The organism is Cellulomonas sp. GTC20042 (genome assembly GCF_055389595.1).
Genome location: NZ_AP043678.1, coordinates 4,041,040 through 4,055,325, shown reverse-complemented (window position 1 = coordinate 4,055,325; position 14,286 = coordinate 4,041,040). Strand labels below are relative to the sequence as shown.

Sequence of the window (14,286 nt, the reverse complement as noted above, 5' to 3'; positions counted from 1 at the left end):
CCTTCGCTCGGGCGGCCCGATCCGACCGCATACCGAACCGTAGCGTCCGGCACCCACACGGGCCCGGGTCGAACAACCTATGGACCGACCGGCCGGGCGCGCCGCGGGGCCGGTGGCGGACGGATCCGCGAGCCGGCCCCGTGGGCGGCGGACGTCAGGCGAACCGGCGCAGCCGCAGCGAGTTCGACACGACGAGCACGGAGGAGAACGCCATGGCGGCCCCCGCGATCATCGGGTTGAGCAGGCCGAGCGCCGCGAGCGGGATCGCCGCGACGTTGTACGCGAACGCCCAGAACAGGTTCTGCTTGATCACCCGCAGGGTGCGCCGGGACAGCCGGATCGCCTGGGCGGCGGAGCGCAGGTCACCGCGGACCAGCGTCACGTCGGCGGCCTCGATGGCCACATCGGTGCCGGTGCCCATCGCGAGCCCGAGGTCGGCGGTGGCCAGCGCCACGGCGTCGTTCACGCCGTCGCCGACCATCGCGACCCGGGCGCCCTCGCGCTGGAGCCGCTGCACGACCTCGACCTTGTCGGCGGGCAGCACCTGGGCGATCACGTCGCGCTCGGCGATGCCGACCTCGCGGGCCACCGCACGGGCCGCGCCGGCGTTGTCGCCGGTCAGCAGCACCGGGCGCAGGCCGAGGGTGCGCAGGTCGTCGATCGCCTGGCGCGAGGTCGCCTTGAGCGGGTCGCGCAGCACGAGCACGCCCCGGTCGGCGCCGTCCCAGGCGACCATCACGGCGGTGGCGCCGTCGACCTCGGCGGCGGCGAACCGCTGCGCGAGGTCGTCGTCGGCGGTGACGCCCTGCTCGGCCAGCCAGGACGGCCGTCCGACCAGCACGCGTCGCCCGAGCCCGAGCCCGGCGTGCGCGGTGCGGACCACGCCGCTGACCCCGGTGCCCGCGGTGGCGGTGAAGTCGTGCACCTGGTCGGCGCCGATCGCGACCCCGTCGCCACCGGTCCCGGTCGTGCCGGTCCCGCGCGCGGCGGCCAGCGCCTCGGCGGCCTCGGCCACGGCACGGGCGATCGGGTGCTCGGCCAGCGCCTCGACGGCACCGGCGTAGCGCAGCACCTCGTCGGCGGCCTCGGCCGGGGCGCCGGCCGGCACCAGCACGTCCACCAGGGACATGCGCCCCTCGGTGACCGTGCCGGTCTTGTCCAGCACGACGGTGTCGACGGTCCGGGTCTGCTCCAGCGTCTCCGGTCCCTTGATCAGCACACCGAGCTGCGCACCGCGACCGGTGCCGACCAGCAGGGCGGTCGGGGTGGCCAGGCCGAGGGCGCAGGGGCAGGCGATGATCAGCACCGCGACCGCGGCGGTGAACGCCGCCTGCACCGAGCCGCCGGTGAGCAGCCAGGTGACCAGGGTGATCACGGCCAGCACCAGCACCACCGGCACGAACACCGCGGAGATCCGGTCGGCCAGCCGCTGCACGGGGGCCTTGCCGGTCTGCGCGGCGGCGACCAGCCGGCCGATCTGCGCCAGACGCGTCTCGTCGCCGACCCGTGTCGCGCGCACCACCAGGTGCCCGCCGGCGTTGATCGTGGCGCCGGTGACCTCGTCGCCGGGACCGACGTCCACCGGGACCGGCTCGCCGGTCAGCAGGCTGGTGTCGACAGCGCTCGTGCCGCGCACCACGATCCCGTCGGTGGCGATCTTCTCGCCCGGGCGCACGGCGAACTCGTCGCCCGCGCCGAGCCGGGAGATCGGCACCCGCTGCTCGGTCTGCCGCCCGTCCGGGCCGGTGACCAGCAGCGCCACGTCCTTCGCGCCCAGGTCGAGCAGCGCGCGCAGGGCGTCGCCCGCACGGCGGCGGGACCGGTGCTCGGCGTACCGGCCGGCCAGCAGGAAGGTGGTGACGACCGCGGCGACCTCGAAGTACAGCTCCGGCATCGCCATCCCGCCGTGGCTGTCGGCCGCGGGCCACAGCGAGGGGGTCATGGTCATGCCGAGCTCGCCGGCGCCGCCGAGCAGCAGCGCCCACAGCGACCAGCCGGTCGCCGCGATGATGCCGATCGACACCAGCGTGTCCATGGTCGAGGCGCCGTGCCGGGCGGCGCGCGCGGCGGCACGGTGGAACGGCCACGCCGCCCAGGTCGCGACCGGCAGCGCGAGCACCGCCACCAGCCACTGCCAGCCGGTGAACTGGAGCGGCGGGATCATCGACAGCAGCAGCACGGGGACGGACAGCACGGTCGCCACCCGCAGCCGGCGGCGCAGGTCGGTGCCGCGCGCGTCGGTGGGGGCCGAGGTGTCCTCGTCGGGGTCCATCTCGTGCCCGGGGGCCATGCTGTGCCCGGACAGGGCGTGCTCGACCGGGTCCATCCCGGCGTGGGCGGAGTGGTCCGCGTGGTCGGCGTGCGCCGCGTGGTCCGCAGGCGCGGGCGATCCGTGGTCGTGCGCGTGCTCGTGCCCGGCGTGGTCGTGCTCCGGCGCGGCGGCGGCCGTGACCAGCGACCGCTCGCGCATCACGGTGGCGTCGTAACCGGCCTTGCGCACCGCCTCCACCACCGCGTCGGCGTCCGGCGTGGTGCCGTCCTCGGCGGGGGAGATCTCGACGTGGGCGGTCTCCAGCGCCAGGTTCACGGTCGCGCGGGCGCCCGGCACCCGGTTGATCCGCTTCTCGACGCGCGCCACGCAGGACGCGCAGGTCATCCCCTGGACGGCCAGGTCGATCGTGGCGACGGGGGTGGTGAGGTGCGGGTGCTCCTCGGCTGTCACAGCAGCGATCCCTTCGGGGTGACGGCGTAGCCCGCCTCCTCGACGGCGGCGGCGATGGCGGCGTCGTCCAGCGGGGCCTCGGACACGACGGTGACGGGCGACGATCCGCCCGCGACGAGCTGGATCTGCACGTCCCGCACGCCGGCCAGGCCGGTGAGCTCCTCGGTGACGTGGTTGACGCAGTGGCCGCAGGTCATGCCGTCGACGGAGAACGTGGTGGTCTGGCTCATGGTGGTTCCTCTCGGATGGGGTGGTGGAAGGGGCGTCAGGAGCGGACGAGCCGGGCGATGGCGTCGGAGGCCTCACGGACCTTCTCGGCGCCGGCCTCGGGCGACTGACGGGCGGCGTCCACGACGCAGTGGCCGAGGTGGTCCTCGACCAGGCCGATGCTGACGGCCTGGAGCGCCTTCGTCACGGCGGCGACCTGCGTGAGGATGTCGATGCAGTAGACGTCCTCGTCGATCATCCGCGCGATGCCGCGCACCTGACCCTCGATGCGGCGCATCCGCTTGAGGTAGTCGTCCTTGTCGCTGGTGTAGCCGTGCACGTCAGCCTCCGCTCGCCCGAACCCTCCTGACCCTCCAACCGTATACCCCCCCTGGGTATTCCGTGCGCGGACAGCAGCACGAGGTCGGTGGTTCGCGCGTGATCGTGCGGTGCGGAACCGCCGACCTCGTGCAGAACCACCGACCTCGCGGGGTGGGGCTGGGGTGGGTTGGTTGGACTCTCAGGTGGTGAGGGTGCGCCAGGACTCGCGGCGTCGCTGCTGCTCTTCCGGGTCGGGGACGGGGAGGGAGGCCAGCAGGCGTTGGGTGTAGTCCTGCTCCGGGGCGCCGAGGACCTGCGCGCCGGTGCCCTCCTCGACGAGCCGGCCGTGGTGCAGCACCGCGATCCGGTCGGCGAGCAGGTCGACGACGGCGAGGTCGTGGCTGATGAACAGGCACGCGAACCCGAGCCGTTCCTGCAGCTCGGAGAACAGCTCCAGCACCCGCGCCTGCACCGAGACGTCGAGGGCCGAGGTCGGCTCGTCGGCGATCAGCAGCTCGGGGTCCAGGGCCAGCGCCCGGGCCAGCGACGCGCGCTGGCGCTGCCCGCCGGACAGCTCGTGCGGGAACCGGTCGCCGTAGGACGCCGGCAGCTGCACGGACTCCAGCAGGGCGTCGACCTTCTCGCGGGCCTCCGCGGCGTCCCGGGCGCGGCCGTGCACGACCAGCGGCTCGGCGACGCACTGCGCGATCGTGAGCAGCGGGTTGAAGGAGGTCGCCGGGTCCTGGAACACGAAGCCGATCCGGTGGCGCAGCGGGCGGACCTGCCGCTCGCGCGCCCCGTTCAGCTCGAGGCCCAGCACGTTGAGCGAGCCGCCGGTGACCGTGGTCAGCCCGGCGATGGCCCGGCCGATCGTGGTCTTGCCGGAGCCGGACTCGCCGACCAGGCCGAGCACCTCGCCCGGACGGATCGCCAGGTCGACGCCCTGCACGGCCCGGAAGCCGGGGGTGCGGAAGCGTCCGGGGTAGGTGATCTCCAGGCCCTTCGCCTCGACCACCGGCGGCGCGGACGCCCAGTCGGCAGGCCGAGCCGCCGCCCGCGCGGTGGCGTGCGTGCCGCCCTGCCCGATGCGCGGCACCGCGTCCAGCAGCGCCCGGGTGTACGGGTGCTCCGGTGCGCGGAACAGCTGCCGGGCGGGTGCCTGCTCGACGATCTCGCCCTGGTACATCACCGCGACCCGGTCGGCCAGGTCGGCGACCACGCCCATGTTGTGCGTGATCAGCACGATCGCGGTGCCGAACTCGTCGCGGCAGCGGCGCAGCAGGTCGAGGATCTCGGCCTGCACGGTCACGTCGAGGGCCGTGGTCGGCTCGTCGGCCACGATCACGCCGGGGTCGAGCACCAGCGCCTGCGCGATCACGATGCGCTGCTTCTGCCCGCCGGAGAACTGGTGCGGGTAGTGGTCGATCCGGTGCTCGGGATCGGGGATGCCGACCCGGCGCAGGATGTCGATCGCCTTCGTGCGGGCCTCGGCGCGGGAGTACCGGCCGTGGGCGCGCAGCCCCTCGATGATCTGCCAGCCGACCGTGTACACCGGGTTGAGCGCGGTGGACGGCTCCTGGAACACCATCGCGGCGTCCCGCCCGCGCACCTGGCGCAGCGTGCGGCGGCCCTCGGCGGACCGGCCGAGCGAGGCGACGTCCTGCGAGCTCGCCCCGTCCTTCGAGGTCAGCACGACGGCGCCGCGGGTGGTGGCGGTGGACGGCAGCAGCCCGAGGATCGTCTTGGCGGTGACGGTCTTGCCGGAGCCGGACTCGCCGACCACGGCCAGCACCTCGCCGGCGCGCACGCTGAGCGAGACGCCGTCCACGGCGCGCACGGAGCCCGCGTCGGTGGCGAAGGAGACCGACAGGTCGGCGATGTCGACGACGGTGCCGCGCTCGCGGGCGTCGGTGGTGGTGGTCATCGTCCCTCCCCGGGTCCGGCCTCGAGATCGGCGATCCCACCGGGAGCGGTGAGCGCCCCGCCGGGGACCACGGAGGTCGCCGCGACGTCGCCGGTCACGTCCGCGGAGGCGCGCCGGGTGCGCAGCCGCGGGTCGGCCAGGTCGTTCAGGCTCTCGCCGACCAGGGTCATGCCGAGCACGACGAGCACGATGGCGACGCCGGGGAACACCGAGGTCCACCAGATGCCGCTGGTGACGTCCGCGATCGAGCGGTTGAGGTCGTAGCCCCACTCGGCGGCCGCCGTCGGCTCGATGCCGAAGCCGAGGAAGCCGAGACCGGCCAGCGTGAGGATCGCCTCGGAGGCGTTGAGCGTGATGATCAGCGGCAGGGTGCGGGTGGCGTTGCGCAGCACGTGCCGGAACATGATCCGCCAGTTGCTGGCGCCGATCACCCGCGCGGACTCCACGAAGGCCTCGGCCTTGATCCGCACGGTCTCGGCGCGGATCACCCGGAAGTACTGCGGGGTGAACACCACCGTGATCGACAGCGCCGCCGCGAGCACGCCGCCGATCATCGAGGACTGCCCGCCGCTGATCACGATCGCGAGCACGATCGCCAGCAGCAGGGACGGGAACGCGTAGACGGCGTCGGCGATCACCACGAGCACCCGGTCCAGCCAGCCGCCGAAGTAGCCGGAGACCAGGCCGAGCAGCACGCCGACCACCAGCGAGGCCGCCACGGCGATCACGATGACGAGCAGGGCGGTGCGCGAGCCCCAGATCACGCGGGACAGCACGTCGTAGCCGCCGACGGTGGTGCCGAGCCAGTGCTCGGCCGAGGGTGGCTGCTGGGCGCCGAACGGGCCCTCGGGGTTGCGCAGCTGGGCGTAGCCGTAGGGCGCCAGCAGCGGGGCGACGAGCGCGGACACCAGGAAGATCGCGGTCAGCACCAGGCCGACGATCAGCATGCCGCGCTGGAGGCCGACGCTCTGCCGCAGCTGGTGCACGACGGGCAGCCGGCGCCAGATCGTGCGCAGCCGGCCCGGGGCGGGCGCGGTGGGGGCAGCGGTGGTCATCTCAGTACCTCACCCTCGGGTCGATCAGGGCGGCGATCACGTCCACCAGGAAGTTCGTCACCGCGACGATCACCGCGAGCATCACGACGATGCCCTGCACGGCCACGAAGTCGCGGGCCTGCAGGTACTCGGAGAGCTGGAAGCCGAGACCGCGCCACTCGAAGGTCGTCTCGGTGAGCACCGCGCCGACCAGCAGCATCGCGACCTGCATGCCGACGACGGTGACGATCGGGATCAGCGCGGGCTTGTAGGCGTGCTTGCGTAGCAGCCGGGACTCGCGCACCCCGCGGGATCGGGCGGCGTCGACGTAGCCGCTCTGGAGGGTGCCGATCACGTTGGTGCGGACCAGCCGCAGGAAAACCCCGGCGGTGAGCAGGCCGAGCGCGATGGCGGGCAGCACGGCGTGCTGGAGCACGTCGACCACGACGTCCGGGTCACCGGTGCGGATCGCGTCGATCAGGAAGATGCCGGTGGGGTCGTCCAGCCGGCGCATGGCGATCTCGGAGCGGGTCGAGGCGCGGCCGGCGACCGGCAGCCAGTCGAGCTGCACGGCGAACACCAGCTTGAGCAGCAGGCCGGCGAAGAACACCGGCGTGGCGTAGCAGGCGATGGCGAACACGCGCAGCAGGGCGTCCGGCACGCGGTCGCGGAAGTACGCGGCGACCAGGCCGAGCGGGATGCCCACGATGAAGGCGACGATCAGCGCGTAGACCGCGAGCTCGAGGGTGGCGGCGCCGAAGGTGGTGAGCACCTCGGTCACCGGGCGGCTGTCGCTCAGCGTGGTGCCGAAGTCGCCGCGCAGCAGGTTGCCGAGGTACTCCCAGTACTGGGTGAGGACCGGCCGGTCGTAGCCCGCGGCGTGGATCCGCTCGGCGAGCTGGTCGGCGGGGAGGCGGCCGCCGAGGGCCGCGGTGATCGGGTCGCCGGTGGTCCGCATCAGCACGAACACGGTGGTGACCAGGATGAAGACGGTGGGGATGATCAGCAGGAAGCGGACCAGCAGGTAGCGGCCCAGCCCTCCTCCGGATCGTCGCGCGGACCTGGCGGCCGGCGCCGGGGCGTCGGTCACCGCGTCGTCGCTGGTGGTGGTGGAGGTCATGGGTTCCCGGTTCTCGCGGACACGTCCGGCGCGGGCCGCCCGTCCGCAGGGGAGGGGCGACCCGCGCCGGTCAGCGCGTGGTGATCAGCCGATGGACAGCGCGCCGTAGCGGAACTTGAAGGAGGCGTCGAGGGTGTCCTCGGCCCCGTTCACGTCCGCCCCGACCACCGCGACCTGCGCACCCTGGAGGTACGGGACGGTCGAGAGGTCGGCGGCCACGGCGTCCTGGATCTGCCCGATCAGGGCGGTCCGCTCGTCGGCGTCGGCGGTCACGGCCTGCTGGAGGATCAGGTCGTTCACCGTCGGGTTGTCGTAGTGGTTGCCGAGGAAGTTGTCCGTCAGGAAGAACGGCGTCAGGTAGTTGTCGGCGTCCGAGTAGTCCGGGAACCAGCCGAGCTGGTAGGCCGGGTAGACGTCGGCGGTCCGGTCCTTGGCGTACTGCACCCACTCGGTCGTCTGGAGGCTGACCGTGAACAGGCCGGACTGCTCCAGCTGGTCCTTGATCAGCGCGTACTCCTCGCCGGAGGACGGGCCGTAGTGGTCGTTGCTGTACTGCAGGTTGAGCGCGACCGGGGTGGTGACACCGGCGGCCTCCAGCGTGGCAGCGGCCTTGTCGGCGTCCGGGCCGCCGTCGCCGTCGCCGTACAGGCCCTTGAGCGCCTCGTTGGCGCCGGTCAGGCCGTCCGGGACGTAGGAGTACAGGGGCGTGTAGGTGCCCTTGTAGACCTGGTCGGCGATCTCCTCGCGGTCGATCAGGTCGGCGACGGCCTGGCGGACGGCCAGCGCCTTGGCGGCGTCGGCCTCCGGCGTGGTCGCGCCGTACGGCTGGGTGTCGAAGTTGAAGACGACGTAGCGGATCTCGCCGCCGGGGCCGTCCACGACCTTGACCTTGTCGTCGCCGCGCAGGTCGTCGATGTCGGTCGCCGACAGGCTGCGGAACGCGACGTCGATGTTGCCCTGCTGGATCTCGAGCTTCAGGTTCGAGGCGTCGGCGTAGTACTGCACGTCGACGTGCTCGTTCTTCGGCGCGCCGAGCAGGCCCTGGTAGTCCGGGTTGGCGTCGTACGACAGCAGGTTGTTCTGGTCGTAGTCGGTCAGCACGTACGGGCCGGCGAAGGCGTTGCCGGCGACGATGTCGTCGTCCGAGGTGAGCGAGTCGGGCGAGAACACGTCCTCGTCCACGATCGGGCCGGCCGGGCTGGACAGGATCTGCGGGAACACCTGGTCGTTCTCCGACTTCAGGTGGAAGACGACGGTGAGGTCGTCCGGCGCCTCGACGCTGTCCAGGTTGTAGAGCAGCGAGCCGGGGCCGTTGCCCTCGTCGGCACCGTTCTCGAAGATCGTCAGCTGGCGGTCGAAGGTGAACTTGACGTCGGAGGACGTCAGGTCGTTCCCGTTCGCGAAGGTCAGGCCCTCCTTCAGCGTCACCGTGTACTCGGTGGGCGAGGTGAACTCGGCCGACTCGGCGATGTCCGGCTCGACGTCCGGGCTGCCGTAGGGCGTGTTCAGCAGGAACGGGTAGACCTGGTTCATCACCGCGAAGGAGCCGTTGTCGTACGAGCCGGCCGGGTCGATCGTGGTGATCTTGTCGGTGGTGCCGATCAGCAGCGAGCTGCCGCTCTCGGAGCCGCCGCCGGTCTCGTCGTCGTCGCTGGACCCGCCGGCGCACGCGGTGAGGACGAGCGCTGCGGTGACGAGCCCGGCGCCGGTGGCGAACGCGCGCCGTCGGCCTGCGGAGAGTGTGGACATCCGTGTTCCTCATTCCGTGTCGTTCCCCTGCCACCGGTCGAGGTGGACGGAACCGTCTCGGCGGGTGGACGTGCGAAGGGGAATGCATAGCACATGCGTGTTGCACGCACAGGTTCAGTTCATGTGCCGGATATGTCCGACCTGATCACCCGGCATCCCTGATGTATCAGCGAAATGCCGTCCGAGGGGTGGATCGATCGTCCCGATCGGTGGGATCACGACGCCGGCAGGTACGCGTTCGGACCGGCCGCCGACGAGCCGAAGGCCAGCCACGCGGTGCGCCCCGCCGGCAGCGACCCGATCCGCAGCGCCGTCACCCCGAGCTCACCGGCGTCGAGGGTCGTCACCGGGCGCGGAGCGGGGCTCGCGACGTCCGCCTGCACGTTGACCTGTGCGGACACCGCCGTCGGCAGGGCCGTGAGCAGCGCCTGGAGGGTGGTCTGCGCGGTGGTGCCGGGCGAGAGCGCGGTGGCGGCCACCGGGAAATTCAGCTTGCCGGCGGTGCCCTCGGTCTGGCCGTCCCGCCAGCCTGCGGCGTCATTGACGTTCTGCTGGATGTTGACGCTCGAGGTGCCGACGCCGGGCCCGTTGTCGGTGCCACCGAAGATCCACTCGGTGTCGGTCCAGGCCGCGAGGGTGACCGCGGCACCGATGCCGAGCACCCCCATCGCGGCGAGGATCGCGCGCAGGCGTCCACGCGGCTTGCGCCGACGGACGCGGCGCACCTCGGACTCCTCGAGGATGACGGACGTCTCCTGTGCGGTCATGGCTTTCCCCGGTCACCATGGCAACGCCCCCTGCGCCGTCGAGCCCCGGACGGCTGCACGACCCTCCGGAGCGCGTCACAGAGCCCCTGCTCGCTGTGACACTGCCGCCAGGATGGGCAGTGAATGGCGTGCCCGCAACCCCGATCGAGATACTGGGCGGAATGTCCGGCGTGGTGTCCGAATTGCGGGGTATTGCTGCGCTGAACGGGGGATATCGGGCATGTCCGCGGGTCGGCAGAACGGCCGCACGAAAGGGGCCGGGACATCACCCGGACGGGTGACCGGGCGACGTCGCAGGTGAGGGCGCGATCAGGCCGGGGGACGGGCCTCCGCGGCCGCCCGCGCCGCCGCGGGGAGCGCCGTCAGCACGCGACCGACCGCCTCCTCGTCGTGCGCGGCGGACAGGAACCACGCCTCGAAGGCCGACGGCGGCGCGTAGACGCCCTGCGCGAGCAGGCTGTGGAAGAACGCCGGGTAGCGCCAGTGCTCGGAGGCCAGCATCCCCGCGTAGTCGCGGGCGCCCGCGTCGGTGCCGAGCACGGTGCTGAACAGGTTGCCCGCCACCTGCACCGCGTGCGGCAGCCCCACGGCGTCGAAGGCCGCGTGCACGGCGGTGCGCACCGCCAGCGAGGCCGCGTCCACCCGCGCGTAGACCTCGGCGTCCGCCAGCCGCAGCGTCGCCAGGCCGGCCGCCGTCGCCACCGGGTTCCCGGAGAGCGTGCCCGCCTGGTAGACCGGACCCAGCGGGGCGAGCAGGTCCATCAGCTCGGCGCGCCCGCCGAGCGCGGCCACCGGCAGGCCGCCGCCGATCACCTTGCCGAAGGTCAGCAGGTCCGGCGTCCAGCCCTCCTGCCGCGCCTCCAGCCCCCACCAGCCCGCCGGGCCGACCCGGAACCCGGTCAGCACCTCGTCCTGGATGAGCAGCGCGCCGTGCGCGTGCGCGATCCGGGCCAGGGCCGCGTTGAACCCCGGCTCAGGCGTCACCACGCCCATGTTCGCCGGCGCGGCCTCGGTGATCACCGCGGCGATCGACGGCCCGTGCTCGGCGAAGGCCGCCTCGACGGCGGGCAGGTCGTGGTACGGCAGCACGATCGTCTCGGCGGCGCTGGCCGCGGTGACCCCGGCCGACCCGGGCAGCGCCAGCGTGGCGACACCCGATCCGGCCGCCGCCAGCAGCCCGTCCACGTGCCCGTGGTAGCAGCCGGCGAACTTGATGATCCGGTCGCGACCCGTGGCGCCGCGGGCCAGCCGCACCGCCGTCATGGTCGCCTCGGTGCCGGTGGAGACGAACCGCAGGCGCTCCACCACGGGCACGCGCCGCTGCACGGCCTCGGCCAGGTCGATCTCCGCGCCGGTCGGCGCCCCGAACGACAGCCCGCGCGCGGCGGCCTCCTGCACGGCGGCGACCACCTCGGGGTGCGCGTGGCCGAGCAGCGCCGGACCCCACGAGCCCACCAGGTCGACGTACTCGGTGCCCTCGGCGTCGGTCACGTAGGCGCCGCGCGCCGAGGCGAGGAACCGCGGGGTGCCACCCACCGAGCCGTAGGCGCGCACCGGGCTGCTCACCCCGCCGGGGATGATCCCGCGCGCACGGTCGAACAGGGCGTCGTTGCTGGTCATCTCGGTCATCTCCACTCCTCGCGCAGCCAGCACGCGAGCTCCACGGCCCAGTAGGTCAGCACCTGGTCGGCGCCCGCACGGCGGATGCCGAGCACGGACTCGGTGATCGCGCGCCGCCGGTCGATCCACCCGTTCGCGGCGGCCGCCTCGACCATCGCGTACTCGCCGGACACCTGGTACGCCGCCACCGGCACGGTGCTCACGGCGGCGACGTCGGCCAGCACGTCCAGGTAGGCGCCGGCCGGCTTGACCATGACGACGTCCGCGCCCTCGGCGATGTCCAGCGCCACCTCGTGCCGGGCCTCGCGGCGGTTGGCCGGGTCCATCTGGTACGTCCGGCGGTCGCCCTCGAGCGTCGACTCCACCGCGTCGCGGAACGGCCCGTAGAGCACCGAGGCGTACTTGGCGGCGTAGGCCAGCACGGCCACGTCCTGCCGGCCGGCGGCGTCCAGCGCGTCCCGCACCACGCCGACCTGGCCGTCCATCATGCCGCTGGGCGCGACCATGTGGGCGCCGTGCTCCGCCTGCACCAGCGCCATGTCGACGTACCGGAGCAGGGTCGCGTCGTTGTCCACGGTGCCGTCGGCGGTGAGCACCCCGCAGTGTCCGTGATCGGTGAACTCGTCCAGGCAGAGGTCCGCCTGGATCACCAGCGCGTCGCCGACCTCGGACCGCACGTCCGCGAGCGCCAGGTTGAGGATGCCCTCGGGGTCGGTGGCGCCGGAGCCGGTCGCGTCCCGCACCAGCGGCACGCCGAACAGGTTGACCCCGCTGATCCCGGCCGCGGCGGCCTCGGCGACCGCACGGCGCAGCGAGTCGCGGGTGTGCTGCACCACGCCCGGCATGGAGGCGATCGGCTGCGGCTCGGTCAGGCCCTCCTTGACGAACACCGGCAGCACCAGGTCGGCCGGGTGCAGGCGGGTCTGGCTGACGGACCGGCGCAGGGCGGCGGTGGCGCGCAGGCGGCGCGGACGGACGCGGCCGATCGCCGGCTGCTCGGGGGTGGGGGTCATGCGGGCTCTCCGTCGGGTGCGGGGCTGGGGTCGGGGGCCGGGTCGGTGGTCTCGGCGATCACGGCGACTGCCTGCGCGAGCGCGGCGACCAGGCCGGCGGGCGTCTGGTCCTCGGCGACGGCGTGCACCGGCAGGCCCGCGCGCAGCGCCTCGGCGGTGGTGGCGGCGCCGATGCAGCAGACCAGGGTGCCGGGCGGGGGAGCGCCGAGCATGGTGACCAGGTTGCGGGCGGTGCTGCCCGAGGTCAGCAGCACGGCGCCGATCGACCCGTCCTGCCAGGCGGCGACGGTCTCCGGCTCCGGGGCCGGACCGGGGACGGTGCGGTAGGCGGTGACCACGTCGACCTCCCAGCCGTGGGCGCGCAGCCCGTCGGCCAGGGTGTCCGAGGCCAGGTCGCCCAGCGGCAGCAGCACGCGGCGGGCGTCCTCGTCGGCGGAGTCCACCGGGGGCCAGGCGGCCAGCAGGGCGGCGGCCGACGACCGGCCGCGCGGCACCAGGCCGACCTCGACCCCGGCCTCCCGCAGCGCACGGGCGGTCGAGCCGCCGACCGCCGCCACCGTCGTCGCGGACAGCACCTCGGCGAGCACCTGGTCGGTCTCGTCCGCCCGGTCCACCAGCACGGGCACGGCGGCGGCGCTGGTCACGGCCACCCACGCGTAGTAGCCGGACTCGACGGCCAGCAGCACGTCGTCCAGCTCGGTCGGGTCCTCCGGGGGCACCGTCTGGATCAGCGGCACCACCACCGGCTCGGCACCGGCGGCGTGCAGGGCGATGGCCAGCGGATCGGGCCCGTCGGTGGCGCGGGGGACCAGCACGCGCAGCCCGGCGAGCGGGGCGGCGGTGGCGGCCTGCTCGGCGGCGGTCACGCGGTGGCCCCGAGGCCGGCCAGGTCGGCGGCCCCGTCCACCAGCAGCGCCTCGGCGACCTCGGTGCCCAGCGTCACTGCTCCGGCGGCGTCCGGCAGCTCGATCGAGGTGCTGCGCCGCAGCTGCGACGACCCGTCCGTGCGCAGCACCACCGCCGTCAGGTGCAGGCGGCCGTCCGCGATCCGCGCGTGCGCGCCCACCGGGGCCGCGCAGCCTGCCTCCAGCCGGGCCAGCAGCGCCCGCTCGGCCAGCACCGCCAGCCGGCTCGGCAGGTCGTCCAGCGCCGCCAGCGCGGTCGCGAGCGGTCCGTCGCCGGTGGCGTCGGCGGTGCGCACCTCGACCGCCAGCGCACCCTGCGCGGGTGCCGGGGTCATCACGTCGATCGGCAGCGCGTCGGTCACCGCGTCCAGCCGGTCCAACCGGGCCAGGCCCGCACGGGCCAGCACCACGGCGTCCAGGTCGTCCTCGATCCGGCGCAGGCGGGTGTCCACGTTGCCGCGGATGTCTACCACCCGCAGGTCCGGGCGGGCGGCCAGCAGCTGCGCGGCGCGGCGCGGCGACCCGGTGCCGACCGAGGCACCCTCCGGCAGCGTGGTCAGCGTGGCGCCGTCCCGGGCGCACAGCGCGTCGCGCGGGTCCTCGCGGGTCGGCACCGCCGCCACCACCAGACCCTCGGCGGGGGCGGTCGGCAGGTCCTTGAACGAGTGCACCGCCACGTCGCACCGGCCGTCGAGCAGGGCGTCCCGCAGCGCCGCCACGAACACGCCGGTGCCGCCGAGCGACGCCAGCGATCCGGTCAGCCGGTCGCCGTCGGTGCGCACCCGCACCAGGTCCGGGTCACCGGCCCCGAGCCGTGCCAGGGCGTCCGCCACGTGGCCTGTCTGGGTGAGCGCCAGGGCGCTGGCACGCGTGCCGACACGGAGCAGGGGCATGGGGCCAGTCT

At 73.8% G+C, this 14,286-nt stretch carries 12 protein-coding genes; all 12 read right to left on the bottom strand.

What is annotated here, in order from left to right; translation table 11 throughout:
- Positions 1–154 precede the first annotated feature (154 nt).
- The 12 genes from ACZ5HG_RS18715 to hemC all read right to left on the bottom strand — a co-directional run bounded on the left by ACZ5HG_RS18715 (position 155) and on the right by hemC (position 14,275).
- A complete protein-coding gene (locus ACZ5HG_RS18715) occupies positions 155–2,722 on the bottom strand; it encodes a heavy metal translocating P-type ATPase (protein WP_464179180.1) in 2,568 nt (855 codons plus the stop codon).
- A complete protein-coding gene (locus ACZ5HG_RS18710) occupies positions 2,719–2,952 on the bottom strand; it encodes a heavy-metal-associated domain-containing protein (protein WP_464179178.1) in 234 nt (77 codons plus the stop codon). The genes ACZ5HG_RS18715 and ACZ5HG_RS18710 overlap by 4 nt, the downstream gene beginning before the upstream one ends.
- A gap of 35 nt (positions 2,953–2,987) precedes the next feature.
- Complete coding sequence (locus ACZ5HG_RS18705) at positions 2,988–3,269, bottom strand: metal-sensitive transcriptional regulator (RefSeq protein WP_464179176.1); 282 nt, start codon at positions 3,267–3,269, stop codon at positions 2,988–2,990.
- Between the two features lie 180 nt (positions 3,270–3,449).
- Positions 3,450–5,174 carry an ABC transporter ATP-binding protein gene (locus ACZ5HG_RS18700; protein WP_464179174.1) on the bottom strand — a complete coding sequence of 575 codons (1,725 nt, stop codon included), beginning with the start codon at positions 5,172–5,174 and terminating at the stop codon, positions 3,450–3,452.
- Positions 5,171–6,229: an ABC transporter permease gene (locus ACZ5HG_RS18695; protein WP_464179172.1), complete on the bottom strand. Its 1,059-nt coding sequence runs from the start codon at positions 6,227–6,229 to the stop codon at positions 5,171–5,173. Before ACZ5HG_RS18695 ends, ACZ5HG_RS18700 begins: the two co-directional genes overlap by 4 nt.
- Position 6,230: 1 nt before the next feature.
- Positions 6,231–7,328, bottom strand: a complete 1,098-nt coding sequence (locus ACZ5HG_RS18690) for an ABC transporter permease (RefSeq protein WP_464179170.1) — start codon at positions 7,326–7,328, stop codon at positions 6,231–6,233.
- Positions 7,329–7,412: 84 nt separating this feature from the next.
- Positions 7,413–9,077, bottom strand: coding sequence for an ABC transporter substrate-binding protein (locus ACZ5HG_RS18685; protein WP_464179168.1), 1,665 nt, complete (start codon positions 9,075–9,077; stop codon positions 7,413–7,415).
- Between the two features lie 215 nt (positions 9,078–9,292).
- Positions 9,293–9,844 carry a SipW-dependent-type signal peptide-containing protein gene (locus ACZ5HG_RS18680; RefSeq protein ID WP_464179166.1) on the bottom strand — a complete coding sequence of 184 codons (552 nt, stop codon included), beginning with the start codon at positions 9,842–9,844 and terminating at the stop codon, positions 9,293–9,295.
- Positions 9,845–10,153: 309 nt separating this feature from the next.
- Entirely contained in the window at positions 10,154–11,464 is a 1,311-nt protein-coding gene (gene hemL / locus ACZ5HG_RS18675; protein WP_464182217.1) for a glutamate-1-semialdehyde 2,1-aminomutase, read from the bottom strand.
- 5 nt (positions 11,465–11,469) lie between these two features.
- The gene (hemB, locus tag ACZ5HG_RS18670; protein ID WP_464179164.1) at positions 11,470–12,477 is read right to left on the bottom strand and encodes a porphobilinogen synthase; all 1,008 of its coding nucleotides are present in this window, start codon (positions 12,475–12,477) and stop codon (positions 11,470–11,472) included.
- The gene (locus ACZ5HG_RS18665) at positions 12,474–13,343 is read right to left on the bottom strand and encodes a uroporphyrinogen-III synthase (RefSeq protein WP_464179162.1); all 870 of its coding nucleotides are present in this window, start codon (positions 13,341–13,343) and stop codon (positions 12,474–12,476) included. The genes hemB and ACZ5HG_RS18665 overlap by 4 nt, the downstream gene beginning before the upstream one ends.
- The gene (hemC, locus tag ACZ5HG_RS18660; protein WP_464179159.1) at positions 13,340–14,275 is read right to left on the bottom strand and encodes a hydroxymethylbilane synthase; all 936 of its coding nucleotides are present in this window, start codon (positions 14,273–14,275) and stop codon (positions 13,340–13,342) included. Before hemC ends, ACZ5HG_RS18665 begins: the two co-directional genes overlap by 4 nt.
- Positions 14,276–14,286 lie beyond the last annotated feature (11 nt).

What these genes read in the sequence shown, in the direction of transcription:
- ACZ5HG_RS18700 (WP_464179174.1), bottom strand. Translation starts at nt 5,174, where the DNA reads ATGACCACCACCACCGACGCCCGCGAGCGCGGCACCGTCGTCGACATC.
- ACZ5HG_RS18690 (WP_464179170.1), bottom strand. Translation starts at nt 7,328, where the DNA reads ATGACCTCCACCACCACCAGCGACGACGCGGTGACCGACGCCCCGGCG.
- hemL (WP_464182217.1), bottom strand. Translation starts at nt 11,464, where the DNA reads ATGACCAGCAACGACGCCCTGTTCGACCGTGCGCGCGGGATCATCCCC.
- hemB (WP_464179164.1), bottom strand. Translation starts at nt 12,477, where the DNA reads ATGACCCCCACCCCCGAGCAGCCGGCGATCGGCCGCGTCCGTCCGCGC.
- ACZ5HG_RS18680 (WP_464179166.1), bottom strand. Translation starts at nt 9,844, where the DNA reads ATGACCGCACAGGAGACGTCCGTCATCCTCGAGGAGTCCGAGGTGCGC.
- ACZ5HG_RS18695 (WP_464179172.1), bottom strand. Translation starts at nt 6,229, where the DNA reads ATGACCACCGCTGCCCCCACCGCGCCCGCCCCGGGCCGGCTGCGCACG.
- ACZ5HG_RS18710 (WP_464179178.1), bottom strand. Translation starts at nt 2,952, where the DNA reads ATGAGCCAGACCACCACGTTCTCCGTCGACGGCATGACCTGCGGCCAC.
- hemC (WP_464179159.1), bottom strand. Translation starts at nt 14,275, where the DNA reads ATGCCCCTGCTCCGTGTCGGCACGCGTGCCAGCGCCCTGGCGCTCACC.
- ACZ5HG_RS18685 (WP_464179168.1), bottom strand. Translation starts at nt 9,077, where the DNA reads ATGTCCACACTCTCCGCAGGCCGACGGCGCGCGTTCGCCACCGGCGCC.